The organism is Collinsella sp. AM36-4AA, assembly GCF_003467795.1.
In the GTDB taxonomy this organism is placed as follows: Bacteria; Actinomycetota; Coriobacteriia; order Coriobacteriales; family Coriobacteriaceae; genus Collinsella.
Map to the genome: position 1 here is coordinate 1 of NZ_QSHS01000028.1, position 22973 is coordinate 22973.

Here is a 22973-nt window from a genome sequence, read left to right on the forward strand (position 1 = left end):
CCCCGCTGTCGCGGGCGCGCCCGAGGCCCCGCTCGACCGAACCGCCCTGGCGCGAGCCGCCGCGAACCTCGTGGCCAACGCCGCCGAGCACGCGCGCTCGCGCGTGGCTGTCTCCTGCGACGTCGCGGGCGGGCACCTCGTCATCGAGGTCGCCGACGACGGACCGGGCTTTTCTCCCGCCGCCCTCGAACGCGGCTGCGAGCGCCTCTTCACAGACGACTCCTCCCGCTCCTCGCGTGACGGAGGCCGCCACTACGGGCTCGGCCTCCACGTCGCCTCCGAGGCCGCGAGCGCCCACGGGGGCTCCGTCTCGCTCGCCAACAGCCCCTCGGGCGGCGCGGTGGCCACCATCGCGGTCCCCCTGTGCGGGATCTGACGACTTCCTCGATGTCTACCTCGACTGCGATATGTCGCTCGCCGAGGCCGCGACGAGATGGTGTTGCGTCTGCCCCGTTTAGTGCTTCTAACTCAAATTTGATCTGATGTAAGGCCCGTGCAATCCTGCATGGGCCTTTCTTTTGGCAATTGCTCGACCGATTCGTGGCTTGAAACACAAATAATCGAGTTAAGGAGACATGGGGTCACACAGCGGCTCTCAGAGTGCTTGCCGCACTCCCTCGCCATTACTCCTGCGGCGTCCTCGTATGGAGTCCATCCCGCTTGGCATTTCGTTGCAACAGCCCACTTGTCCACCGATCAAGTGAACTACTGGAATAAATACAGCGACACACTTGTTCGTTACAGTCGCTATATCTGTGTAAGTCGCCGCGATAAATACAACCTGTACCCGGCTGTATACCAGCTACGCGTATGTAGATTCATATCGCGGTAATAAATCGGCTCAAGTGCGTGCAAAACGCGCAAGTAACCGCAAAAGGCGACTATCGCGTAGGTAGATTTTTGGCACCCTGTTGCTTAATCAAAATTAAGCAATTGCCTAAAACAAAAAAGGTCAGGCACTAGGTGCCTGACCTGCAAACTTCTGGTCGGGACGACTGGATTCGAACCAGCGACCCCTTGACCCCCAGTCAAGTGCGCTACCAAGCTGCGCCACGTCCCGAAGCTTTTGTTTGTTGCTCTGCTCTCGCTCGCAACAGGGAGTATATTAACCCGAAACTTTGCCCTTGTGCAAGAACTTTTTTACAAATTTTGAAGCAGGTCCAAAATTGTATCTGCGAGCTGGGGTTTTGTTAGCACGGGAAGTTCCTGCGTACCCGCTGTGCTAACAATCCAAGCCTTGTTGGTATCGGTTCCGAAGCCCGAATCGGCGCGCGAGACATCATTGGCGATAATGGCATCGCAACCCTTGCGCGCGAGCTTGCGCTGCGCGTACTCGACAACGTTATCGGTCTCGGCCGCAAATCCGATCACGCTTCGCTCGCCCTTTTGGCGCGAGAGCTCGGCCAAAATATCGACCGTCTCGACCAGTTCGATGCGATCCAAGCGCTCGTTGGCCTTTTTGAGCTTATGGTCGGCAGGGGCTGCGGGGGTGTAGTCGGCGACGGCAGCCGCACAAATGGCCGCATCGGCCGTCTGGAAGGCGCTCAGCGCTGCCTTGAGCATTTCTGAGGCGGTCTGTACGTGCACGCACTCCACACCGCGGGGAACGTCGAGCGATGTCGGTCCCAGCACGAGCGTGACGGCGGCACCGCGACGTGCGGCCTCCCCCGCCAGGGCGATACCCATCTTGCCCGAAGAACGGTTGCCAATGAATCGCACCGGGTCGATCGGCTCGTGCGTGGGGCCGGCGGTGATGATGATGCGCTTGCCCGTCAGGTCTTGCGGCATGGGGTTGAGCACCTCACAGACAGCCTCGACGATGTCCTCGGGCTCGCTCATGCGGCCCGTGTCCACGTCGCCGCACGCAAGGTAGCCGCTGCCGGGTCCCACCACGTGAACGCCGCGGTCGCGCAACGTGGCCATGTTGGCCTGCGTCGCCGGCGCCTTCCACATGCCATTGTTCATGGCCGGCGCGATCACGACGGGCCGCGGCGTCGCAAGCAGCGTGGTGGAGATGAGGTCGTCGGCGATGCCGTTGGCCATCTTGGCGATGATATTGGCCGTCGCGGGCGCCACGACCACCAAGTCGGGCTCCTGCGCAAGCGAGATATGGTGGATGGGGTCAGACGGGTCGTCGAATAGCCCAACCGCGACCGGCTCATTGGTGAGCGCGCGGAACGTGAGCGGGCCCACGAACTCCGTGGCATGCTCGCTCATAACGACTTTGACACGTGCGCCGCGCTTTTGCAGCAGGCGCACGATATTGCACGACTTATAGGCGGCGATCCCGCCGGTAATGCCCAGCAGGATCGTTTTTCCCTCAAGTTGCATTGAATTGTTGGATGCCGCCGTCATCGCTAGGCTTCCTTGCTCGGGAGCACCAGGAGGCGGTGGCAGTACGGACAGTGCGTAATCTCGCTACCGTCGTGGTTGAGGTCGCTCATGGACGATGCCTGCAGCGCGGTGTGGCAGACCGTGGGGATGTTGCCCTTGATGGTCTCGACGGCCAAGCCGCGGAACTGCTTGAGCAGACGCTCGTAGTCGGTGAGCACGTCGGCCGGCAGCGTGGCGGCAAGAGCGGTGCGCTCCTTAGTGGCGGCTTCGATCTGAGCCTGCAGGTCGGCAGCCTTGGCGCGGGCGGCCTTGGTATCGGCCTTCACGCCCTCCTCGAACTTGGCGATGATGGCCTGCGCGCGGGTCTCGCGGTCGAGCGCCTCTTTGTGGGCGACAACGACATCCTTGCGGGTGTGCTCAATCTTGTCCAGGCGCTTGGCCAGGGTGGCGAGCTCGTTTTCCAGGTCCTGTACCTCGCGGTAGTCGGAGCCGTCAACGTGGCGCTTCTTGGCGGCCTCGATGGCGTTATTGGTCTGGATCTCGGTGGTGTTGAGATCGTCGAGCTCAATGTCCAGATCCTTGCGCTGGGCGTAGAGCTTGGTCATCTCGGACTTGAGCTTCACATAGGTCTTGCGCTTGGAAGCGAGCTCCTTGAGCTCCGGCATATTGGCAAGTTCGCTCTTGTTGCGGGCGAGCTCCAAATCGATCTGTTGCAGCTTGAGTAGCGTAGCGCCGGCGCTCATAAGTTCTCTCCTTTTGTCACAGTCCACCATTGGCAAGGATTCAGTATTTTAATCGCATGACGGGGGTCGGCCCCGGCGTCAACTGCAGAGTTCATCAATATATCAACGAACGGCTCCTCGGAGCGGTCGTGGCCGAGCAAGATCACCGGCAGCCCGCGCAAGGCAAGGTCTTGCGCCACGTGGTAGCCCGCCTCGCCCGTCACGACAACATCTGCGCCCGCGGCGATGGCGAGCTCTCCGAAGTCGCCCAGGGAGCCGCCCAAAATGGCGACGGTGCGGCACGGGCGATCAGCTTTGCCCCACACACGCGGGTCGCTGCCAAAGGCCGTGGCAGCACGGGTGGCAAGATCGCGCAGCGTGCACGGGTCGTTGAGCGTTGCAAGTGCGCCCAGGCCGGTGGCCTCGGGGTCGTCCACGTGTTCCAGTGAGCTCACGGGTGCGGCACCCAGCAGCTTGCTCAGGCAGACACGGGCTTCGTGCGAGCGGTCCAGGTTGGTGTGGAGCGAGATAATGCTCACCCCGCAGCGGGCAGCCTCGTAGAGGGCCGCACTGCACTGGGGTCGTGTGGCATCCGCCGGACAAAAGGCCTCGGGTGCCTTGATGTATATGGGATGATGCGTCAGCAGCACGTTGGCGCTTGCTTCTTGGGCGCTGCGAACATTAGCCTCAGTCGCATCGAGTGCGCAGGCAACGCCGGTGATCTCCGCGGCCGGATCGCCAACGGAGAGTCCTACGTGGTCCCAGGGCTCGGTGTCCGTCTTGGGATAGCGTGCCAGTAGTGCGCGCTCGAGCTCGGCGACGATCATGCGGCACCTGCGATCGAGAGCAGCGTCTGGGCAAACTCGTCCAGATCGTCCGGATTCACGCGGTCGTCAAAGGAAATGCGCAGTGCACCTAGTGCCTGCTCGCGACCAATGCCCATGGCGCTGAGCACATGGCTCGGGTCCATGCTGCCGCTCGAGCACGCCGAGCCGGCCGAAACCTCAAAGCCGGCGGCATCGAGCTTGACGATGAGCTCCTCGGAGTCCATGCCATCAACGTAGATCGACACCATGCCCGGCAGGCGATCAGCCTGTGCGTAGTCGCCCATGGTGGCGTGAATGCGCTGGTGGGCCGTAAGCGTGGCGTAGAGCTTGTCGGAAAGGGCTTGCAGCTTCGCGCGCTCCTGAGCCACATGGGGCGTCAGAGACGAGGCGGCAGCGGCAAAGGCGAGCTGCGTTCGCAGGTCTTGCGTGCCGGCACGACGACCGGCCTCCTGTCCGCCGCCAAAGATGCGCGGGCGCAGCGGCGTGCGGCTCTTAAGGTAGAGTGCGCCAGATGCCACGGGACCGCCAATCTTGTGGGCTGCGACGGACATGGCGTCGACGCCCAGCTCGGTGACATCGAGCGGAATATGCAGATACCCCTGGATGGCATCGGTGTGGAACAGGGCGCCAACGGTATGCGTGGCCGCGGCAAGCTCGCGGATGGGCTGCACCACGCCGGTCTCGTTGTTGGCAACCATGATGCTCACGAGCGCCACGTCGTCGCCTAGCAGCTCGACAAGCGTGGCAGGCTCAATGTAGCCCATGCGGCAGGGCTGCACCAGGTCGACGGTAAAGCCGGCGGCACGCAGCAACGGCAGGTTGTCCAGAATCGAATCGTGCTCGATGGCCGAAACGATTACACGATCGCGCTTGCGATCGCGCTGACGAGCGCCCTCGGCAAGACCGAGCAGCGCCAGCTGGTTGGCTTCGGTGCCGCCGTTGGTCAGTACAATCTCGGACGGGCGGACGCGCGCGCCAAAGCTGCGGGCGATCTCGCGACGTGCAACCTCCAGACGCGCGGCAGCCTTGCGGCCGAGCGAATGCAGCGAGTTGGGGTTGACGCCGGCAAGCTCACTGTCGTCGTACTCGCGCTGCGCAAGGAGCGCCTCGGCGCGCATGGGCGTCGAGGCGGCATAGTCAAGATTCACGGGTATGCGGTTTTGACCTGCGGTCATAAGGGTTTATGCCTCCTGTGCGGCCTCGTTGCCCAGCTTCTGCAGCAGCGCAACCTCGGCAGCGGGATCTTCGGACTTAAATACGGCAGAACCGGCCACGAGCACGTTGGCGCCGGCCTTGACGACCTCGACAATGTTCTTGGAAGAAATGCCACCGTCGACCTCGATGAGGGGCGAAACGCCGTGACGCTCGCACATGGCCCTGAGCTCGTGGAGCTTAGCGATGGTGCCCGGGATAAAGCTCTGACCGCCAAAGCCCGGGTTCACGCTCATGAGCAGCACCATATCGACGACGTCGATGATGCTCTCGAGCACGCACACGGGGGTGGCGGGGTTGAGCACCACGCCGGCCTTAACGCCGCGCTGCTGCAGATGGGTGAGCGTGCGGTGCAGGTGCGTGGAGGCCTCGTAGTGTACGGTGATCATATCGGCGCCGGCGTCTGCGTACCAATCGACCGTCTCGTCGGGGTTCGACACCATGAGGTGCGCGTCGACCGGTACATTGGTGGAGCGCTTGACGGCCTTGAGGATGTCAACGCCAAAGGTGAGGTTGCCGGTAAAGTGGCCGTCCATGACGTCGAAGTGCACGTAGTCGGCGCCGGCGATCTTGTCGAGTTCGCCCTTGAGGTTGGCCATGTCGGCCGAGAGGACGGACGGAGCGATTTTAATGGAACCCATGGTAGTAGCCTTTCTGCGCTAGTCGGTGAGTCCGTAGAACTCTTGAGAGGGGACGCGATCGGTAAGAATCTCGAGCGCCCTATCCAAAGTAATACCGTTGTAGAGCGTTTGCTCCACGGCAAAGGTGAGCGGAATGTCTACGCCCAGTGAACGGGCAAGTTCGCTGACGCTGCGGGCCGCGACGGCGCCCTCAACCACCATATGCGTGCGCTCCTGATACTCGTCGAGCGACACACCGTGGGCAAACTCGTAGCCAAAGGTGCGGTTGCGCGAATGCTCCGAGGTGCAGGTGGCAATGAGGTCGCCCATGCCGGCAAGTCCCATGCAGGTCATAGCTTGACCGCCGCGGGCGTGCACCAGACGGCTGATCTCGGCCAGGCCGCGCGTCATGATGAGGGCAAGCGTATTGTCGCCCGCGCCCGAGCCGGCGGAGATGCCGCACACGATGGCGATGACATTTTTCATGGCGCCGCAGACCTCGACACCCGTCATGTCCTGCGACAGATAGATGCGAAAAGCCGTGGACAGGAGCAGGTCCTTGAAGGTCTCCCCCACCTGCTGGTCCTCGCTGGCGATGACGGCGGCCGAAAGCCCGCCACGGCAGATCTCCTCGGCATGGTTGGGGCCCGAAAGCGCCGCCACACGCGTCTCGTTGCCGATCTCGCTGGCGATGACCTCGCTCATGAGCAGGCCAGACTCGGGCTCGATGCCCTTGGTGAGGCAGAGCACTGGGGCGTCGTCCGCGATGAACGGCGCCGCCTGATGGCACACGTCGCGCAAGTGCGTGGAGGGCACGGCAAAGATGATCGCATCGGCACCGTCGAGCGCCTGGGCGAGCTCGGTCGTTGCCACCACGTTGTCCGGCAGCTCGTATCCCACCAGATAGCGCGGGTTGCGGTGCTCGCCGTTAATGCCGGCGGCCGTCTGCTCGCTGTGGGCCCACATGGTCACGCGCTCGGCTCGCGCGGCGGCAAGGCCGGCGACGGCGGTTCCCCAGGAGCCGGAGCCAATCAGCGCAACATTCATGACTCTCTCCTACTTATCGTCGGGCTCGGTGACGCGCTTGGTAAACGAGAGCTTGGACTCCTTACCAGTCATGAGCTTTTGGATATTCGCGCGATGGGCCCACACCACGGTGATGCCGATCATCGCCATGCAAAACTTAAGTCCCAGGCTGCTGTACGGAAAGACCGCGCAAGCAGCGATGGGAAGACCGATGGCCGCGGCAAGCGAGCCCACCGACACATACTTGGTGATGGCGACGGCTACGATAAACATGCCGAGCAGCGACAGGCCAATAGGCCAGTACCAGGCGAGGATGACGCCCAGGCCAACCGCGATACCCTTGCCGCCGTGGAAGTTAAGGTAGGGCGAGAAGATATGGCCCCACACCGCTGCTAGGCAAATGACGCCGAGCATCCAATCGCCGGGGGCTCCGGGCGCCATGATGCTTACGGGGAAGCCATAGCCCAAGTCGGCAATGAGCGGACGCGCGATAAGGACGCAGATGGCGCCCTTAAGGCAGTCGAGCAACAACGTGAGCGCGGCCACCTTAGGGCCGGCCACGCGCAGCGCATTGGTTGTGCCGATGTTGCCGGAGCCCGCCTTGCGAATGTCCGTGTGGTTGAACATGCGGCCCAGGATCAGGCCAAACGGAATCGCTCCGATAAAGAACGAGACCACGGCGCAGATGGCGGTCAGCAGAATCGGATTATGCATCCTTTTGCTCCTTCTTCCTAAAGAAGAGTCGAATGGGCGTGCCGGCAAAATCGAAGGTCGAGCGCATGCGGTTCTCCACGTAGCGCTGGTAGGTGTCGTTGACCAGGTCGCTATGGTTGACGAAGAACGTGAACGTCGGCGGGTTGACGCCCGTCTGGGTCACGTAGTGCATGCGCAGGCGGCGCTTGCCGTCCACCACGGTATGACCGAACTCGCGCAGGTCGGTGAGGAACGTGTTGAGGCGCGAGGTGCTGATCTTCTGCGAGCGCGTCTTTTCGGCGGCGTCGACCATCGCCCAGATCTTCTCGACGCTGCGGCCAGTGAGGGCAGAGATGCGCAGGTACTTGGCCCAGGGAGCCATAACGCCCAGACGGCGGTCGACGGTCTCCATGCAGGCCTCGCGCTTGCGGTCGTCGTCGAGCAGGTCCCACTTGTTGAGCAGCACGACGATGGCGCAGCCGCGCTCGATGGCCAAGCCCATGACCTTCTGGTCCTGCTCGGTAACGCCCACGGAGGCGTCGACGACGAGCAGCGCCACGTCGGCGCGATCGATGGCGCGCAGGCCGCGGACCATGGAGTAGTACTCGATATTCTCGTACACGGTGCTCTTCTTGCGAATACCAGCGGTGTCAACCATGCGGTAGTGCTTGCCGTTGCGCTCGACGACCGTGTCGATGGCGTCGCGCGTGGTGCCGGCGATGTTCGAGACGATGGAGCGGTCGGCGCCCAGGATGCGGTTGAACAGCGACGACTTGCCGGCATTGGGGCGGCCGATGATGGCGACGTTCAGGGCGTCGGGGAACTCATCGGCGACCTCGTCCTCTTCCTCCGGAAGCAGGGCCACGATATCGTCGAGCAGGTCGCCCGTGCCGTGGCCATGCAGGGCCGAGAGCGGCGTGGGCTCGCCGATACCGAGCGAATAGAACTCCCAGATGCTGTCGTTTTCGCGATCGGGGTTGTCGAGCTTGTTCACCAGCAGAAAGACCGGCTTGTCGCAGCGCTTGAGCATGCGGGCGACCGACTCGTCCTCTTCGGTGACGCCGGTGCGGCCATCGACTACAAACAGGATGACGGCGGCTTCCTCGGCGGCGGCGAGCGCCTGGTCGCGGATGGACGTGGCAAAGACGTCGTCGCTCTTGAGCGGCTCGATACCGCCCGTGTCGACGATGGTGAACTCGCGGCCGTTCCAATCGGCCGTGTGATACGAGCGGTCGCGCGTGACGCCGCGAGACTCGTGGACGATGGCGTCCGAGGTCTGGGCCAGGCGGTTAACGAGCGTGGATTTGCCCACGTTGGGGCGTCCGACGACGGTGACGATAGGTTTCATCTGCTCTCCTTTAATGGGTAGGTTCAGTGGAAGTGTTAGAGTCGGCAGGCACAATGCCAAGGATATGCTCCAGGGTATCGAGCAGCTCATGCGGCATGGTTGACACCACATGAACCTCGGCGCCGCGACTGGTAAGGCTTGCGAGTAAATCGTCACGATGATACTCGTCAAGCGTCATGCCGTCAGCGTTGAACATGAGCTTAGGCACAAAGAGCATAACCCCCGACAGATCTTGGGGCAGCTGCTCCAAGATGTCACACGCGACGATGAGGCCGGTCACGTCCACGTTGCCGCCAAAGTAGCGGTTCTTGATGGCCGTGACAGTGCCGGCGAGTCCCTGGGGCGACTCCACAAAGCGGGCCACCGTGTCGCGTGCGCTGGCGCCCGAGAGGCACAGCAGATGCTGGCTGCGGGCGGCGATGGCCTCGCGGACGCGGGCCAGACGCTCGGTATAGGCGGCAAGCACGTCGTCGGTCTCGTCTAGATACGAGCGGATCATGCCGATGCCGTCGTAGTACTGCGGGTAACCGTCGTAAAAGTCTGCCTCTGGAGGATCGATGCCGGCGTCCAGATAGAACTCGTCGCTCATCTGGAAGGTGTGGCGGCCAAAGCGCTCATAGGCGCGGTCCTGGAACGGTCGGATCATGGCAATGGTCTCGCGCGCCAGTTCGGGCTTGTCGCTGTATGACCAGCTAAAGCGGTTTTGGTGTTTGGTAAAACCGAGCGGCACAATGCCCAGGCTTGTGATTTGCTCGTGCTCCTCGCAAAAGCGCAGGGTCTTTTCCAGCTCCTCGCCGTCGTTCATGCCGGGGCACAACACGATCTGCGCGTGAATCTCGATGCCGGCGGCCATGATGGTCTCGAGTACGTCCATGCCTCGCTGGGCGTTACGGCCCATCATACGACGGCGGACGTCGGGGCTCACAGCGTGGACCGACACGTTCATGGGACTCATGTTGCGCTGGATGACGTTTTGCACGTCCTCGTCGGTGAGGTTCGTAAGCGTGACAAAGTTGCCTTGCAAAAAGCTTAGGCGATAGTCGTCGTCGCGAATATAGAGCGTGGAGCGGCCGCCCTTGGGGAGCATGGTCATAAAGCAGAACACGCAGGCGTTGACGCAGGTACGCATGCCGTCGAAGATGGGGCCATCGAACTCCAAACCCCAATCCTCGCCGGGAAAGCGGTCGAGCTCGACGGGGGTGACGGTGCCGTCGCGCGGGTCGAAAACCTCGAGGTCGACGGTATCATCGTCGGCCTCCCAGAGCCACACGATCATGTCGGTGAGCGCCTCACCGTTGACCGTGAGCACGCGCATGCCCGGCTCGATACCCACATCCCACGCGGGCGATTCGGGACGCACGTTCTTTACGAGCGCGCCCTCACCCGGCTCGGGGTCGCGGCTGCGCCCGTAATCGGCCACCTCGGCGGCGTATGCGGGTACGGTCTGGTCCATGGTTAGCGGCAAAGCTCCTTGATGCGCTCGACGGCGCGCTCGATGTGTTCTTGCGGGGTGGAGGCTCCGGCGGTGATGCCGATGTGGTGAGCGTCGGTAAACCACGCGGCTTGGAGCTCAGAAGCTTCCTCGATGTGATACGTGCGCTCGCAGGCGTCTGCGCAAATCTGCGCCAGGCGGCGGGTGTTGCCCGAGTTCTTGCCGCCCACGATGACCATGCAGTCGCAGCGGTTGGCAAGTGTGGCTGCTGCCTGTTGACGCTCACTCGTGGCGGCGCAGATGGTGTTGATCACGCGCAGCTCCTGCACGCGCGGGGTGATAGCAGCCACGACCTCGGCCAAGTTCTGCGCAGTCTGGGTGGTCTGCACAACCAAGCCCACTTTACCCTTGAGCGACAGCGCGTCCGCATCGGCAGCGCAGCTCACGACCTGCGCGTCATCGCCGGCGTGGCCCAGGATGCCCTCGACTTCGGGGTGGCCCGGCTCGCCCACGACGATCACGCGGTAGCCCTCGCGCACCAGGCGCTCGGCCGCCACGTGGACCTTCTTCACGTAGGGGCAGGTGGCGTCGACGACGTTAAGGCCACGCTCGCGAGCGGCATCAATGACCTGCGGCACCACGCCGTGGGCGCGGATGATCACGGTACCGGTTGCGGCGCTATCCAGGTTCTCAGCCAGGCTAACGCCTGCCTCAGCGAGCTCGCGCACCACGATAGGGTTATGGATGAGCGGACCCAAGGTATGGACCTGATTGCACTCCCCTGCCTGCGGCGCAGCGGCCAGCGCCATATCGAGCGCACGCTGTACGCCGTAGCAAGTGCCGGCGTGGGCGGCGATCTCGATGGTAGGCGCGGTTGCGTGGTCGGACGCAGTCGCGGCGGTGTTCGTCACGTTCTCGCTCATGGCTAGAACCTGCCCGGGTGCTCGGCGCACAGGTCGTCGCGCATGGCGTAGACGCGACTCATGGCCTCGGACTCAAACCATGCCAGGCGCTCCTTGCGCTTGAGCTTGGCCGGCGCGTCCGAAAGCGAGACGGCCTTGCCGGCGCGGATCCAGCACTTCTTGGGACGCATGAGTTTTTTGCCCGCAGGCGTGATGTCGGACCAGCCGCAGATGGCGAGCGGGTTGACGGGCGCCTTGCCCATCTGGGCGATGAGCGCAAAACCGCCGTGGACCTCGGGCTTGATCTCGCGCGAGCGGATGCGCGTGCCCTCGGGGAAGATCAGGACGTCCTCGCCGCGCTGCAGCGCATGCTGGGCGGCGCGCAGGCACTTCATGTCGGCGGTGCCGCGCTCCACGGGGATGCCGCCAACGCGGCTAAAGGCCCAGCGCACAATCTTGCTCTTGGCGAACTCGGACTTAAAGATGGGGCGAATGCGGCGGCCGCCAAAGAACAACGCCGTCTCCACGGCCAAGAGCTCAGCCATCGAGGTGTGGTTGCAGATGACCACGCTGCCGCGGCCGTCCTGGCGCTCAAACAGCAGATCGGCATCTTCGACCTTCCAACGCCACATGAGCTTGGAGAAGGCCCAAAGGATGGCCATGACTACGACGACGGTGCCGCGAATGAGCGCTGGGAACTCTGCGTAGGGGGCGTTGTAATAGTCCTCGGGCGTCTGCTTAAACAGGCGCATGGGCTACCTCCTTTGGTTGATGAGGTCCTCAATAATGCGGACGACCTCGTCGATGGTATGGGCGGTGGAGTCAACGTGCACGGCGTTCTCGGCGGGCACGAGCGGCGCGACCTCGCGGCTGCTGTCAAGCGTGTCGCGCTGCTTAAGGGCGTCGAGAGTCTCGTCGACCTCGGCCTCGAGCTGCTCGGCAGTAAGCGGCTGGGCGTCGTTTTGGTGACGCTGCAGCACGCGGCGGCGGGCGCGCTCGCGCGGGTCGGCGGTCAGGAAGACCTTGACCTGCGCGTTGGGGAACACGACGGTTCCGATGTCGCGACCCTCGGCCACGATATCGCGGTCCTCGGCGGCGCGGCGCTGGTGAATGAGCATGGCGGCGCGCACGCCCGGGTAGGCCGAGACCTTGGATACGTTGGCGTCGACCTGCGGGGTACGAATGGCAGCCGAAGCGTCCTGGCCGTCAATGGTCAGGCGCGTATCCTCGCCGGTGCCGTTGGTAAAGCGAATCTCGATCTGCTCGGCGAGGGCGTCGATAGCCGCCTCGTCGTCCAGATCGATGCCGCGGTCGAGCGCAGCGAAGGTGACGGCGCGATACATGGCGCCCGTGTCGAGCTTATTAAAGCCCAGCTGGCGGGCGATCTCCTTGGCGATGGTGGACTTGCCGGAACCGGCGGGGCCGTCGATGGCGACGATCATGCAATGCTTCCTTTCGATGGGTGACGTGCTGGTATGGTTCGCGGGCGTTGGGGCGCGGCGGGTTGCCTAGCCCGTGTAACGCTCGCGGTAGGTGTTGCGCTTGGGTGCGGAGCCGTGGCTGCCGTGGTGACGCGTGCGGGTCGCGGCGTTGGTCGCCGCCGCGCCGGCGCGCTTGCCGACGGCCTGCTTGGGCGGGATGCCGCCGGCCTTGAGGATCTGCACCTCGCGGTCGGTGAGCTCGCGCCACGAGCCCTTGGCCACGCCCTCGAGCTCAAGGCCGGCAAAGATGCAGCGATGCAGGCGGATTACCGGATGGTGGATCTTGCTCAGCATGCGCTTGACCTGGTTCTTGCGACCCTCGCGGATGATGACCTCCACGGCGGTGGTACCGGGCTTGACGCCTTGCGGTGCCACAGCCTCTGCCTCGCGCGCGTTGATGACGCGGCAGATCGCCGGCTGGCACAGGCCGTCGTCGAGCTCGATGCCACGGCGGAGCGGTCCCAAGTCGCGATCGGTCAGGTGGCCGTCCACGAGTGCTTGGTAGGTCTTATAGACATGCTTGCTGGGGTGCAGCAGGTCCTGCGACAGGTCGCCGTCGGTGGTAAAGAGCAAAAGGCCTGTGGTGTCGCGGTCCAGGCGACCCACCGGGAAGAGCCCCGGATAGCGGTCGCGCGGGACCAGGTCTGCCACGCAAGGTCGCTCCTGCGGGTCGCTCATGGTGGTGAGGTAGCCGGTCGGCTTGTAGAGCATCAGGTACACGGCGCCCTGGTTGAGCTTGACGGGCATGCCGTCGACCTCGATATGGTCGCGGTCGATGTCGACCTTGGTGCCCAGCTCGGTCGCGACCTCGCCGTTGACGGTCACGCGGCCGGCGGTCATCAGGTCCTCCGAGCCACGGCGGCTCGCCACGCCCGCGCGCGCCAAAAAGCGCTGCAGGCGCATGGTGTGCGGATAGACGGGCTGGGCGTCGGCAGCGGGTACTGCGTTACCCATGGCGCGCGTCTCCCCTACTTCGTTAGTCCTCGTCATGTAAATCCTCCGAGGTCTCGTCGACGACCAGGGTCTCCAAGTCCTCGATTGCCTCAACATCGTCAACATCGGTATCGAGCAGTTCGCGCTCTTCGTCCAGGTCCTCGGCCTGCTCCTCGAGCGTGGACTGAATGCTGCGGCCGCTCAGGCGCTCGCGGATAAACTGACGCGACTGCTCGTCGGGGGCAAACTGCTCCAGGTCGGGCAGGTCGCGGGTGGAACGCAGACCGAACTTTTCCAAGAATGCGTTGGTCGTGCCGTAAATGATGGCCTGACCGCGCTGGGGGTCACGACCGAGCTCGCGCACCAGGCCCTTGTCCACGAGCGACGCGATGACGCCGTCGGAATTGACGCCGCGGATGCCCTTGACCACCTCGCGCGTCACGGGCTGGTGGTATGCGATGACGGCCAGTGTTTCGAGCGCCGCCTGCGACAGCTTTTGCGTGTCCCAGCTCAGCACATAGGCCTCGACCACGTCGTGGTAGGCGGGATGCGTAAACAGGCGCCAGCCGCCGGCGACCTCGCGCAGCTGAAAGCCACGGTTGGCCTCCTCGTACTCAACCTTGAGCTCGGCGAGCAGCGATGCGCACTCGCCGGGGGCGATATCCAGTGCGCCGGCGAGCGCGGGCGCACTCACCGGGTCGCTCGACACCAGCAGCAGCGCCTCGAGGGCGCCTTTGAGGCTGTTTGCCTCCAGCGTGGAAAGGGTTGACATGGTTGCGGCTCCTATTCGGTGAGATCGGGGCCCTCGCCGGGCACGTATGCCTCGGCGCCCTCGACGCGGTTGATTTGAATGGTTCCAAAGATCTCGTCCTGGCTCAGCGTGAGCGAGCCACGCTTGGCTAGCTCGAGCATTGCTAGGAAGGTAACGACGAGCTGCTCGGTGGTGGCGTCGCCGTCCAACAGCTCGCGGAAGGTGCAGGTTTGGTGCGTCATGGTAAAGCGGTCGACTGAGGCCACGGTCAGGTCGAGCGGCACGCGATGCGGTGCCACGTGCTCGGCCTCCAGCAAGAAGGTCTGGCGCTTGCCGTCCAGGTCGGCACAGATAACGGCCAGGCCGCGCAGGGTGATGCCGGCCAGGTAGTCGGGCATGAGGCCCAAAAACTCAGGGTCGGGTCCGGCAACACGCGGATGCATGCGGCTCTCGGCCTGCATCCGCGCGCCAAGGGCCGCCGCCGCGCCCTTAAACTGCTTGTAGGCGATCAGGCGCTGGATTAGGACCTCGCGCAGGGCGTCGCCGTCGAGCGCGCTGAGCTCCTCGAGGTCTTCGTCAATCTCGTCGTCGTCATCAACTTTGCGCGGGGCCTCCTGCGGCACCAACGAGGCGGCCTTGATGTCCAAAAGGGTTGCTGCGACCAGCAAAAAATCGCTCGCCACGTCCAGGTCCAGCGCCTCAATGCGCTCGGCCTCGGCAAGGTACTGCTCGGCCACCTCGCTGATGGAGATAGCGCCGATATCTACTTTTTGGCGGGTTACCAGCTGCAGCAGCAGGTCGAACGGTCCGCTGTAGACCTGCGTCGACACGCGATACGACATCTTCGACCTCCTTTGACGGCGCCTTCGCGGCGCGGTTTGGGTGCATGTTACGACCGTTTTGCACGGTCGACCCGTAAGTTTACCTTAGATGCCGGCGATTGCGAAGTTGAGCAGCTGCTCAGCAAGCGGATACACGGTAACGTCGAAATAGCGGCCGATCACGTCGATGCCGGTCCACATGGGCAGCAGATACAGCACGATGATGAGGATGGGCATAGCATATTGCTGCAGACGGTAATAGTTGTTGAGCGCCTTGCCTTTGAGGAAGGGCACGATGATCGACGAGCCGTCGAGCGGCGGGATTGGGATGAGGTTAAAGAACGCAAGCGACAGGTTAACCACGATAAACGTGGCGCCGAAGTTCATGATCTGTGACGCCAGGGCAAAGGAGATGCCGGTGTAGAGGTTGCCGTACGCCACGTGCATGAGTGCCGCGGCAAGGCACGCGAGTGCGATGTTCGACGCGGGGCCGGCCGCGCTCACCAGGACCTCGTCGCGCTTGGGGTGCTTGAGGTTGTTGAGGTAGACGGGCACGGGTTTGGCGAAGGCGAACACCGGGCCGCCGGCCGCGAGCATGAGCAGCGGCAGGATGATGGTGCCAAACGGGTCGATATGGTTAAGCGGGTTGAGTGACACGCGGCCGCGCGAACGGGCCGTCTTGTCGCCGAGCGCCCAGGCCGCGGCGGCGTGTGCGCTCTCGTGGATCACGATGCCCACGATGACGGCGACGGCGCTGGCGAGCAGGTTCATGAGGTAGCTGCTGGACATAGCGCTCCCCTAGCGGACGCGGCGCGAGGCGCGCGTGAGCAGGTAGTCGATCACAAACAGGATCACGGTGACGATGGCGTAATCCAGGCGGAACACGCCGCCAAAGGGCGACGTGATGACGCCATAGCCGGCGATGGCGCTCGGCAGTGCGCGCGAAAGCTCAACGACAAAGCCTACGATCTGCAGCTTGGCGGTGAGGCCGCTAAAACACAGCAGCACGGTCATCGCGCTCATAAAGATGCCGCAGATGCGACAGGCGATGGCGATGATGCTCATCGCCACGGCAGCGGCCTTACGAGAGTTCACGCGCGGTCTCCTCTTCGATCTGGGTGGAAAGCTCCAGCCATTCGTCCTCGAGCTTGGGCAGCTCTTGCTTAAGGCCGTTATATTCCCCCAGCGCGGCGTTGAACTTGTCTTGATCGGCATAAAGCTCTTCGCTTGCCATCAATTCCATAAGCTCGTCATAGCGGGCGCGCTTTTTGTCGAGCTCCGTCTCGATCTTCTTGAGCTGGTTACGCACGCCCTTGAGCTTTTTGTTGAGCGCAGCGCGGGCTTGGGCCTCGGCGCGCTTTTGCTCCTTGGTCTTTTTGCCCTCGGCAGGCTTGGGGGCGGCGACGGGGGTGTCGGCCTGGGCGGCGCTGGCCTTGGCGGACTTGGTCGTGGCCGGCGCGCTCTCCGTGGACGCCTCGGCGGCGGCGCGGGCTGCGAGGTCCTCGCGCTTGTAGAGGTAGTAGTCGTAGTCGCCGTCGTAGACCGTGACTTGTCCGTCGCGGATGTCGATGACGCGGTTGGCCACGGCGCGTACCAGGTGCTCGTCGTGGCTGATTAGCACGATGGTACCGGGGAAGTTTTGCAGGGCGTTCTCGAGCATGTCCACCGAGTCGATGTCTAGGTGGTTGGTGGGCTCGTCCAGGCACAGAAGTGCCTCGGGGGCCACGAGCATCTTAGCCAGGGCCAAGCGCGCCTTTTCACCGCCGGAAAGGACGCGCACCTGCTTTTCGATGGAATCGTTGTCGCTAAACAGGAAGGCGCCCAGTAGGCTGCGCTGCTGCGGCACGGTCCACTTGGGCGTGACGGTGTCGATCTCTTGCAGGACGGTGTTGGACTCGGTCATGCCCTCGAGCGCGTGCTGGGCGTAATAGGCCACGCCCACGTTGGTGCCCAGGTCGCGGGTGCCGGTGGTGGGCGGCTCCAGTCCGGCGATGATCTTCATGAGCGTGGACTTGCCGGCGCCGTTGGGGCCGACGAGCGCCACGTGCTCGCCGCGGTAGAGCTTGAGGTCGATGTCGCTGTAGATGTGCTTGTTGCCGTAGGACTTGGAGACGCCCTCCAGGCCCACGACCATGTCGCCGGAGCGCGGCGGGTCGGGGAACTTAAAGTCGATGTGCTTGTGGCCCTCGGGTAGGATGACAAGCTCCTTTTTGATCTGCTCGATCTTGCGGATGCGCTCCTGGGCCTGGGCGGCCTTGGTGGGCTTGTAGCGGAACTTGTCGACGAAGACCTGCATGTGGGCGATGTCGCGCTCCTGGGCGGCGCGCTTGGCGCGCATCTGCTCAAGGTTGTCCTCGCGCTGCTTGAGGTAGCTGCTGTAGTTGCCGGTGTAAGTGGTCACGCGACGGTTTTCGAGCGCGGCGACGTGGTCGACGCAGGCGTCCATAAAGGCGCGGTCGTGGCTGACGATGAGGACGGCGCCGTCGTAGTTGGCGATAAAGCCACGCAGCCACTGGACGCTTTCGAGGTCCAGGTGGTTGGTGGGCTCGTCCAGAAGCAGCAGGTCGGGATGGCGCAGGAAGAGCTTGGCGAGCGCGATGCGCATCTGCCAGCCGCCCGAGAACTCGGAGCACGGGCGCTCAAAGTCGGTGACCTTAAAGCCCAGGCCGGACAGGATCTTGCGGGCGTTGCTCTCGAGCTCGTAGCCGCCCAGGTGCTCAAAGCGGTCCTGGACCTGGCCGTACTCGTTGAGGAGTGCGTCGACGTCCTTGCCCTGCTCGGAGAGCTCGGTGATTTGGGCCTGCAGCTCGTTAGCGCGCTCGCCCATGCGGCGGATTTCCTTGGCGGCGGCCATGACCTCGGCAAGGATGGTGGTGTCCTTTTGCTCCAGGTTGGTTTCCTGCTCTAGATAGCCTACCTGGCAGTCCTTTGCGTACTGGACCTGGCCAGCGTCTGGGCTGTCGATGCCCATGATGATCTTGAGCATGGTAGTTTTGCCGGCGCCATTGGGGCCCACGAGCGCAAAGCGTTCGCCGGGATTTATCTGGAAGGAAGCGCCGCTAAAGAGGACGCGAGCGCCGAAGCTTTTTTCGATCTTGTCGACCAGGAGGATCATGGTGCCGCCTTTGACCTTGTGTGCCTATATAAAAAAAGGCCCCAACTTGCGTTGGAGCCTCATTCAATGCTCGGGTGGAGACGAGGGGGATCGAACCCCTGACCTCTTGACTGCCAGTCAAGCGCTCTCCCAGCTGAGCTACGCCCCCGTGCGATGAAGTACTATACGGGAACTCGGACGGCGATGCAAGGACAATTTTGGAAAAACCTTCCGGGGGGCGGGCGCCGGAGTCCCGCGGGGCCGGGCCAGCCTGCGGAGCGCCTGGCCCCCGCACGGCCCCTACGCCGGCCGACTTGGCGCGCGGAACGCGACCCTCCCCGCGCAACCGGATTTCCTATGCGTCGCCAGTCCCATTATCGGGTCCGATTGCGAACCGTCCCTCATCCGCGCCTCAGAACTATGCCGGTTTACTACGATGAATCTGGAATGTTCGACCACGCACGTCTTTTCGTTAACCGTCGGACTCTCTACCTGCTGTTTTGCAAACTGAGAACACGCGGTGGTCGAAGGTCGCCGATCCGTCGTAGTAAACCAGCATGGTTTTGAAATGGCATCAGGTTGATTTCACGCTGAAATGTCTTGAAGCCCTGAATTTAAGGCCTTAACTTTTTATAAAACACTTCTTATCTGCGACGGGCCTAGATTAGCTGTTGTTTAGCATCGAACTTGATCTTGCGTTGTGCGACTTGCTCGTGCATGGTAGTATTTCACGACGTGAAGCGAAGAAATTAGGCCTGAGTTGCCTTTGCTAGAATTGCATTCACCGTTCATAAGGGCTCTTGGCGCAACGGTCAGCGCAGGGGACTCATAATCCCTGGGTTCTGGGTTCGAATCCCGGAGGGCCCACCAGAGTATTTCGAGGCTGGGTATTACGCCCGGTCTCTTTGTTATTGGCGCTGCAGACTAGGTTTGCTATCCAGAAACGTAAAGTTATTAACATTCATATTCGTAATTAACAATGGGTATGTCGCCAAGATGCTGCCCAGTCAACACATGGCGTAAATCGATAGATATGAAAAAAGGCCCCAACTTGCATTGGAGCCTCATTCAATGCTCGGGTGGAGACGAGGGGGATCGAACCCCTGACCTCTTGACTGCCAGTCAAGCGCTCTCCCAGCTGAGCTACGCCCCCGTGCGAGAAAGTACTATACGGGAACTCCCCCGCCGATGCAAGGACAATTTTGGAAAAGATTTTACGGTGCGTGGAACGGCGCGGGGCCGAAGGGACACACGATGCCCGAAATAGCCCGCGGGGCGCGCCCCAGGTGTCGCCGGCCAGAACAAAGCAATCCGCGGTGCTTCCGCGGGAGGGTTTCGTCTGAGCCCCTCTCCGCGCCTTCGGGTCAATTTACTGAACCGTGCGCAGCTCGCGCCAGCTGGTCGCTTCATAAACGGACCGGTTTACTACGACGATTCCCGGATTTCCGACCACACGCCTACATTCGCAAAACGGGCAGGCATTCTACCTGCGGTTTTACGAGCGACGAATTCGGTGTGCTCAGCTACCCCCAATCCAACGTAGTAAACCGGCGTGGTTTTAAAATGGCACTTAATTACTGCAGCATATAAAGTAGTAATAATGCTCACTTGAACATTATTACTTACCAATACCAAGCCAATTGCACAGAACGTTGGCTCGCAATCTGGTCTCAGCGCATCTCATCGCCTCGGTTTTTGGTTTGTAGCGCAACTCCAATCGCTCACACACACTGTGAATGATGGCATCAAGCTGATAGTGATCATTGAGCATGTCATGGGTTACAAGAAATACGTCGTATCCCATGCTTTGTAATGCTGTCATTCGTGCGGCATCGTGGTCCAGCACGGCGCCTGAACCATGGATAACCTCTCCCTGAAGTTCGATAATCACAGCTTTCATTATTATTGGGTTTACGATGACGATATCGCCGTAACAGATTTTCTGACCTGCGATTTTTCGAGCTGAATTCGACAGCGGTGTTAAGTCGTTGACGTATATGTTTTTAAACTCCGCTCCGCCAGTACGCCTCGGAAGACTTAGCAACATGATTCCAGCAACTTCTAGCGGGGATGCCGCAATACCCATTACCTGCCGTGCGGCTTCGTAGAATTGTTTTCCCCACATCTCGCCCTTAACCTTCGCTGCAAATTTGTGCAGTTCTTCTATTTCAATAAGAGGCTTTCTCATCCAGAGCGATGTGCCTTTTCCGTTTGCTTTATTTCCGGATCCGTCATTCTGCTGCCCACTTTGATCATTCTCGCTGTCCTTCTGGCTCGCCCGAGCATAGACTCGCTTCCATGGGGCCTCGTCTTGGGTTTCATCTAGTTCAAAAAGACTTTCTGTGGTGTACTGCTCTTCTTCTGATTTTGCTTGCTCAAGTGCCATGTCGACCGCGGGCGATGGTTTAAAAACCGAAAACCATCCGCAGAGCTCGTACATGGCCAGAACCAGGTCGCATGAAGAAACGCTTCGAGTCATGGTGAATAGCGTATGAAGAGGGTCTGTGACGCTAAAGCCCATGCCCGTGTCGATCGAGACCTTCTCTGTATAGGCGCTGTTCCATCGGATGGTCCGTCTTGTCTCGGAATGTAGGTTGCTTCGAGTTGATGCTGCTGTGATGACTGGGGTCTTGAGGACGTCGGTTACGAAAGGGGCTTGGGATAGAGCTCGCCAGCCTTCTTCGGAGTTGGGTAGGCGCGGGTAGAGGTCGCGCACCTGCGGTGGGCAGCGCCAATAGCGGAATGCGGTGTTTGCGCAGACGATTTCGTCCATTTGCGCCTCCCCTGGTATCGGCCGTAGACCGTGCGGTTGTGGTCGTGGACGATTATCTACCGGGGCATCATGCGGGTAAGTACCGGAAGCTGACCAAACGCTGACCAAAAGCTTGACGCAATCCGTTGAAAAGCCGCCATAGGCATGAACGCGCTGGTACAAGCTGTGAGCCAGCGGTCTCTGTCTCCACAATTGCACATAGATTACGCAGGGAATTCAATGAATGAACGCAGACGCATTTTGCAAAACGCGCAATGACGACACCTAAGGTGAACTGCGTAACATATAACGCCTTAGGTAACTTCGCTTCAATTTTGGTGTCAAAAAGAAAAAGGTCAGAGGCTTAACACCTCTGACCTGTGCTTTAGATGGTGGGCGATACAAGATTCGAACTTGTGACCCCATCCGTGTGAAGGATATGCTCTACCCCTGAGCCAATCGCCCGTCGCCTTTCGGCAAAAGAGATACTAACATAGCCGCGCGAGGTTTTCCAAGAACTTTTTGCCCCCGATTTTAAATTCGTGCGCGTCAGCCGCGCCATGGCAAACGCCGTAACCACTAAAATCGCAGCTCAACACTGCTTTACAGCTTGAACCACGACGTCTCGGGGTGGCAGCTTCGTCGATCAAGGCGATGCTGTCCAGATCATCGGGTAAAGTACGGGGTGCTTTCGGCACGATAGGGTCGGTTGCGTCTGCTGTACAGTTGTCAAAAGTCATACCTTGTGGATGTCCCTTTCTTCCAAATGGCAGCTATCTCAACAACGACATGCGGCAGCTAGAAGCATTGTACCAAGTAGGAAAAGCGTCACGGAAGCGGCGATCCAGTTGTTGTCGGCGGTCTTGGGGAGTGCCGCACTTGTCGCAGTGGCAGCCTTGGGCTTGGAGGCTTTGGCGACCGTGGTCTTGGTTACTGTCGTTGTTGTCTTGGTTGTCGCGGCCGCTGGTTTCAGCGCCGGATTTGTCGTGGGCCCTGTGGTGGGCTCTCCGGCAGCGGGGTTAGCATCGGCGGAAGGCTCGCCCGCCCCGCATCCAGGCACATCGCTCCCGTCGGTCTCCCCCGCCGGAGGCGTGGCGACATCGGGCTCAACCACCACATGCGGTGCCACTACCCCTGCAGCATCCATCACGCCACTAGCACCAAAAGCCCCGCCAGCAGGCGTCACAAACCGTGCGGACACAAGCGACCCGCCCGTACACGCAGCGCCGCCGTCGGCACCGGCCGCATCAAGCCACGAGGCGTCAACGGAAAGCCGACAGCCGGCCGCACCATCGCCAAGGCCCGCATCTTGCAGATACACACCGTAGGCGCGCACGCCCGCTCCGGACCCGGCGCCCGCGGCAACGATGCGCCCGCCGCCGCGCACGGCCATGTCGCCAGCGATCACGCCGGCGACCGCCTCGTCCGTAATATTGGCCACGTCTGCCCGGGCATCGACGGTGCATCCGTCCACCACGAGCGCCTGCGAAACGTGGATCCCGCACTGCGAGCCCGTCGCCGTCAGGGTCCCGGTGCCGCGAAGCGTCAGGCTGCCCCACACCTCCATGCCGCACAGCGTGATGTCCGCATCGGGCGCATGCGACTCCGTCACGGAGTTCTGCCCGGCAAGCGTCAGCACCAGGTCGCCGTCGGCGCCGATGGCCCCACCCGCGTAGCCGTCAAGCTCCAGATGGTCGGCATCGGTCCAGGCCCAGCCGGGGCCCGACACGCCCGGCTCGCAGTACGTCGCGCCCGCGATGATGAGGCTCTCCGCGCCCGCAGCATAAGAAGGCCCGCCCAGCAAAACGCATAGGCAGGCCATGGCAACAATCGCAATGTAATGACGGCTGGTGTAGGACTCGGCAGCAAACATACCCGCTCCGATCTTCGCGGGAGCCAATAGAATATGCACCAGAAAATGCCCTGGTGGCAGCACTTATTAGTTTAGCGAGATCGATGCAGGAGCAAGGAGAAATCGCGTGGGCAACTCCCACAATTAGGTGTAAATCGTTTTGCCAGTCGGTG

The 22973-nt window shown here is 62.0% G+C and carries 22 protein-coding genes and 5 tRNA genes; 2 read left to right on the forward strand and 25 right to left on the reverse strand.

Annotation, left to right across the window (positions count from 1 at the left end; genetic code table 11):
* Window positions 1-376 (forward strand): HAMP domain-containing sensor histidine kinase (locus tag DW850_RS08525; RefSeq protein ID WP_147349609.1); only part of this gene is annotated, 376 nt, incomplete at its 5' end.
* Window positions 377-983: 607 nt separating this feature from the next.
* Here the strand turns inward: DW850_RS08525 and DW850_RS08530 are convergent.
* The 20 genes from DW850_RS08530 to DW850_RS08625 form a co-directional block, all read right to left on the reverse strand.
* Window positions 984-1060 (reverse strand) — tRNA-Pro (locus DW850_RS08530).
* Window positions 1061-1140: 80 nt separating this feature from the next.
* Window positions 1141-2355 carry a bifunctional phosphopantothenoylcysteine decarboxylase/phosphopantothenate--cysteine ligase CoaBC gene (coaBC, locus tag DW850_RS08535; protein ID WP_233540648.1) on the reverse strand — a complete coding sequence of 405 codons (1215 nt, stop codon included), beginning with the start codon at window positions 2353-2355 and terminating at the stop codon, window positions 1141-1143.
* A gap of 2 nt (window positions 2356-2357) precedes the next feature.
* Complete coding sequence (locus DW850_RS08540; RefSeq protein WP_117786820.1) at window positions 2358-3077, reverse strand: zinc ribbon domain-containing protein; 720 nt, start codon at window positions 3075-3077, stop codon at window positions 2358-2360.
* The gene (locus DW850_RS08545; protein ID WP_117786821.1) at window positions 3074-3883 is read right to left on the reverse strand and encodes a Nif3-like dinuclear metal center hexameric protein; all 810 of its coding nucleotides are present in this window, start codon (window positions 3881-3883) and stop codon (window positions 3074-3076) included. Before DW850_RS08545 ends, DW850_RS08540 begins: the two co-directional genes overlap by 4 nt.
* Entirely contained in the window at window positions 3880-5058 is a 1179-nt protein-coding gene (locus tag DW850_RS08550) for a cysteine desulfurase family protein (protein WP_117786822.1), read from the reverse strand. Before DW850_RS08550 ends, DW850_RS08545 begins: the two co-directional genes overlap by 4 nt.
* 6 nt (window positions 5059-5064) lie before the next feature.
* A complete protein-coding gene (rpe, locus tag DW850_RS08555; protein WP_117583169.1) occupies window positions 5065-5736 on the reverse strand; it encodes a ribulose-phosphate 3-epimerase in 672 nt (223 codons plus the stop codon).
* 18 nt (window positions 5737-5754) lie between these two features.
* Window positions 5755-6762, reverse strand: coding sequence for an NAD(P)H-dependent glycerol-3-phosphate dehydrogenase (locus tag DW850_RS08560; RefSeq protein ID WP_117786823.1), 1008 nt, complete (start codon window positions 6760-6762; stop codon window positions 5755-5757).
* A gap of 9 nt (window positions 6763-6771) precedes the next feature.
* Window positions 6772-7455, reverse strand: coding sequence for a glycerol-3-phosphate 1-O-acyltransferase PlsY (gene plsY / locus DW850_RS08565; RefSeq protein ID WP_117786824.1), 684 nt, complete (start codon window positions 7453-7455; stop codon window positions 6772-6774).
* Entirely contained in the window at window positions 7448-8782 is a 1335-nt protein-coding gene (der, locus tag DW850_RS08570) for a ribosome biogenesis GTPase Der (RefSeq protein WP_117786825.1), read from the reverse strand. The genes plsY and der overlap by 8 nt, the downstream gene beginning before the upstream one ends.
* A 10-nt stretch (window positions 8783-8792) precedes the next feature.
* Entirely contained in the window at window positions 8793-10235 is a 1443-nt protein-coding gene (locus DW850_RS08575) for a DUF512 domain-containing protein (protein WP_117776261.1), read from the reverse strand.
* Between the two features lie 2 nt (window positions 10236-10237).
* Complete coding sequence (locus DW850_RS08580) at window positions 10238-11137, reverse strand: 4-hydroxy-3-methylbut-2-enyl diphosphate reductase (RefSeq protein WP_117786826.1); 900 nt, start codon at window positions 11135-11137, stop codon at window positions 10238-10240.
* Between the two features lie 2 nt (window positions 11138-11139).
* Complete coding sequence (locus tag DW850_RS08585; protein WP_117786827.1) at window positions 11140-11868, reverse strand: lysophospholipid acyltransferase family protein; 729 nt, start codon at window positions 11866-11868, stop codon at window positions 11140-11142.
* A gap of 3 nt (window positions 11869-11871) precedes the next feature.
* Entirely contained in the window at window positions 11872-12558 is a 687-nt protein-coding gene (gene cmk, locus DW850_RS08590; RefSeq protein WP_117786828.1) for a (d)CMP kinase, read from the reverse strand.
* Between the two features lie 66 nt (window positions 12559-12624).
* A complete protein-coding gene (locus DW850_RS08595; protein WP_233540649.1) occupies window positions 12625-13587 on the reverse strand; it encodes a pseudouridine synthase in 963 nt (320 codons plus the stop codon).
* Window positions 13574-14302 (reverse strand): SMC-Scp complex subunit ScpB, encoded by a 729-nt coding sequence (gene scpB, locus DW850_RS08600; protein WP_117786830.1) that lies wholly within the window; start codon window positions 14300-14302, stop codon window positions 13574-13576. The genes DW850_RS08595 and scpB overlap by 14 nt, the downstream gene beginning before the upstream one ends.
* Window positions 14303-14313: 11 nt before the next feature.
* Complete coding sequence (locus DW850_RS08605) at window positions 14314-15123, reverse strand: ScpA family protein (protein WP_117786831.1); 810 nt, start codon at window positions 15121-15123, stop codon at window positions 14314-14316.
* Between the two features lie 84 nt (window positions 15124-15207).
* Window positions 15208-15891, reverse strand: a complete 684-nt coding sequence (locus DW850_RS08610; RefSeq protein ID WP_117786832.1) for a site-2 protease family protein — start codon at window positions 15889-15891, stop codon at window positions 15208-15210.
* 9 nt (window positions 15892-15900) lie between these two features.
* Entirely contained in the window at window positions 15901-16197 is a 297-nt protein-coding gene (locus tag DW850_RS08615; protein ID WP_233540650.1) for a hypothetical protein, read from the reverse strand.
* Window positions 16184-18217: an ABC-F family ATP-binding cassette domain-containing protein gene (locus tag DW850_RS08620; protein WP_117786833.1), complete on the reverse strand. Its 2034-nt coding sequence runs from the start codon at window positions 18215-18217 to the stop codon at window positions 16184-16186. The genes DW850_RS08615 and DW850_RS08620 overlap by 14 nt, the downstream gene beginning before the upstream one ends.
* A 75-nt stretch (window positions 18218-18292) precedes the next feature.
* Window positions 18293-18365: transfer RNA gene (locus DW850_RS08625), tRNA-Ala, on the reverse strand.
* 625 nt (window positions 18366-18990) lie between these two features.
* Here DW850_RS08625 and DW850_RS08630 point away from each other — a divergent pair.
* A tRNA-Ile gene (locus DW850_RS08630) sits at window positions 18991-19066 on the forward strand.
* Between the two features lie 210 nt (window positions 19067-19276).
* Here DW850_RS08630 and DW850_RS08635 read toward each other — a convergent pair.
* The 5 genes from DW850_RS08635 to DW850_RS08650 form a co-directional block, all read right to left on the reverse strand.
* Window positions 19277-19349 (reverse strand) — tRNA-Ala (locus tag DW850_RS08635).
* A gap of 465 nt (window positions 19350-19814) precedes the next feature.
* Window positions 19815-20969 (reverse strand): hypothetical protein, encoded by a 1155-nt coding sequence (locus DW850_RS08640; protein ID WP_117786834.1) that lies wholly within the window; start codon window positions 20967-20969, stop codon window positions 19815-19817.
* Between the two features lie 369 nt (window positions 20970-21338).
* Window positions 21339-21413: transfer RNA gene (locus DW850_RS08645), tRNA-Val, on the reverse strand.
* A gap of 23 nt (window positions 21414-21436) precedes the next feature.
* On the reverse strand, window positions 21437-21688 hold the full coding sequence (locus DW850_RS10205; protein WP_158565252.1) for a hypothetical protein: 252 nt from the start codon (window positions 21686-21688) through the stop codon (window positions 21437-21439).
* A gap of 38 nt (window positions 21689-21726) precedes the next feature.
* Entirely contained in the window at window positions 21727-22821 is a 1095-nt protein-coding gene (locus DW850_RS08650; RefSeq protein ID WP_117786835.1) for a hypothetical protein, read from the reverse strand.
* Window positions 22822-22973 lie beyond the last annotated feature (152 nt).